The sequence below is a fragment of the Bathymodiolus heckerae thiotrophic gill symbiont genome, from assembly GCF_900128515.1.
In the GTDB taxonomy this organism is placed as follows: Bacteria; Pseudomonadota; Gammaproteobacteria; order PS1; family Pseudothioglobaceae; genus Thioglobus_A.
In genome coordinates this window covers 1-2,085 of record NZ_FQTP01000161.1, presented here as the reverse complement: position 1 = coordinate 2,085, position 2,085 = coordinate 1, and the positions used below count along the sequence as shown (strand labels likewise).

At 40.8% G+C, this 2,085-nt stretch carries 2 protein-coding genes and 2 pseudogenes; 1 reads left to right on the top strand and 3 read right to left on the bottom strand.

The window, feature by feature from the left end; genetic code table 11:
- Positions 1-221 (top strand): annotated as a pseudogene (locus BTHERMOSOX_RS10625) (ISAs1 family transposase); the annotation flags it as partial.
- 280 nt (positions 222-501) lie between these two features.
- Here the strand turns inward: BTHERMOSOX_RS10625 and BTHERMOSOX_RS11865 are convergent.
- The 3 genes and pseudogenes from BTHERMOSOX_RS11865 to BTHERMOSOX_RS10610 all read right to left on the bottom strand — a co-directional run.
- Positions 502-1,275 (bottom strand): annotated as a pseudogene (locus tag BTHERMOSOX_RS11865) (glycine betaine ABC transporter substrate-binding protein); the annotation flags it as partial.
- A 195-nt stretch (positions 1,276-1,470) separates the two neighbouring features.
- A complete protein-coding gene (locus BTHERMOSOX_RS10615) occupies positions 1,471-1,761 on the bottom strand; it encodes a DoxX family protein (protein WP_212744659.1) in 291 nt (96 codons plus the stop codon).
- A 22-nt stretch (positions 1,762-1,783) separates the two neighbouring features.
- On the bottom strand, positions 1,784-1,939 hold the full coding sequence (locus BTHERMOSOX_RS10610) for a hypothetical protein (protein WP_212744658.1): 156 nt from the start codon (positions 1,937-1,939) through the stop codon (positions 1,784-1,786).
- Between the last annotated feature and the right edge of the window lie 146 nt (positions 1,940-2,085).

Below are 2,085 nucleotides of genomic sequence, written 5' to 3'. Positions count from 1 at the left end.
ATCACTATATACTCGACTGGAACTGGAATGAAGATCGCTGTACTATAAGCACAGGCCATGGCCCTGAAAATATAACTTGCCTACGAAGATTTGCCATTGGATTAATTAAATCCATTAGCAAAGAGAGCGTTTCTTCAATAACTAAAAAGCTAGCTCGCAATGTGCGACGAGTATTTGATTACCTGAGAATGACAGCCAACTCCAGAAAACTCATACATTAATGCCGAAGTCAAGAGGTTTAGAACGGTTTCGCCGTGCTAGTGGCCCTTGTGGGGCTTGCTTTCGCCCTTCTGGCAAATTAAGATCGATAAAATCTTCTGCCAATGCCTTCTTTGCATAGACGGCTTCACCAGTATCCCAAAAGGCAGCATAATTTTGGGCTGCTAATTTCATCTCTTCCACTTGATTCGAACGTAAGCTTTTATCAATTGTTATTTGTTTTGGTTCTGGTAATGAATAGACCTTATCAATTATCCACCCCATTTTCTCCTGATTTGAATTTAACCATGCTTCCGCAGCTTCATCTTCTGTCTTATTTTCACGGTTTATCGCATAATCCAGTTCGGCAATGATTTCATTGGATAATTTTATGCTATCCAATTGTTGGATCTCCTGTTCAGAAAAAAGTTGCTCCAATCGATCCTGCCGTGCGAGTAGTACCGCCCTATCTTTTCCGCACAATAATCCCTTGGGATCTGTCAATTCTCGAATATTGTATTTATTATGTAAAAATTGAGGGTGCCAAAGTGGCACAACTACCCATCGTTTTTCTGCGACTGCTTGTTCAAAGGCATCAATACATTGTTCTTGTGTTCCTGTTAAGAACGTATAACCGGCACCTTTCAACCTATACTCATCCATCATCTTGATGGAGAAACGTGTAATCCCTGCACCTGCTCCAATCCCCTGAATAGTTGGCGTCATTTTTTCTTTAACGGCTGGCTTTAACAGATCGCTAATCGTTGAAACTTCCGCCTCGGGCACGTAATCCGGCACTCCCCACAGGGCATAAGGCTCATAGTGCAAGCCTAGTTCTCGCGTAGGTGTTGCTCCTTCAACACCCTTTTTATATACGCCATGACTGGATGGTAGCCATGCGGAAGCAATCATGTCAATTTCACCTGATCGCAAACGGGCAAAGTTTTCCTTATGTGGATCAAAACTCCGAATAACGATATACCCCATTCTTTCTAATATATTGGCAACTACCGCTCCCGTTGCACGATGAAAAGAAAGATCTGTCACACCTAGCTTAATCACCTTGTCTTTTATCATTGACTCAGCTTGTTTCTCTTTATTGTCAGCAAAGGCAATACTTATATTTAAGCTAGTTATCACTATCATAAGGCCGTATAAATATTTTGTAATTTTCATAATTCATTACTCCTAAAATCTTATTTGTAATACATTTGTGAGTTTAAAAATTTTACCTACGTTAAGAGCCACAATATTTTGTTACACAAACGGCCTTTATCGAAAGGCCCATTGGATCCCTTTAGGTACTATTTTTTGCATCAACGTATCAACTGATATTTTGCTACCGCCAGTAAGTGCAAATGCGAAAATAACAGCCATCCAGATTGCCGAAAATTCCCAACCACCATTAGGCAACACCCAAACGTAACCAGCTGAAAAATGATGCCCCCAAAGCGTTGCGAAAAACAAGTAGGCAACACCTCCAACAGCAGCAATCCGTGTCATCAACCCAAATACCAAGCCAATACTTACAGCAATCTCAATTACACCCGCTAGAATCACCATCGGTGCTGCAGGGTTTAATCCCTCACTTATAAAATAATCCACGAAGATCTGAAATTGTTCTGGACCTGCCAAAACATGACCAGAATAATGTGCAACCTAAATCCTGCAAGCCATTATTTGGATGCCCAGTAACCATATAATTAGTATGGTTACCGGGGTTTCTACTGCCACTTTGCATACCTTTTTCCGATCGACGGATCCAGACATCCAGATTCCAGCTATAAATAGTGGGAATCTTTAGTATTCTCTGAGTTCAAGGCAATAAGCATTCTGCCAATGTATCATGGCCTTTAATCAAAATCGCTTAACTTTGATTTAATGCTA

Coding starts and splice junctions, on each gene's coding strand:
- BTHERMOSOX_RS10615 (WP_212744659.1), bottom strand. CDS start 1,761: ATGGTGATTCTAGCGGGTGTAATTGAGATTGCTGTAAGTATTGGCTTG.
- BTHERMOSOX_RS10610 (WP_212744658.1), bottom strand. CDS start 1,939: ATGCAAAGTGGCAGTAGAAACCCCGGTAACCATACTAATTATATGGTT.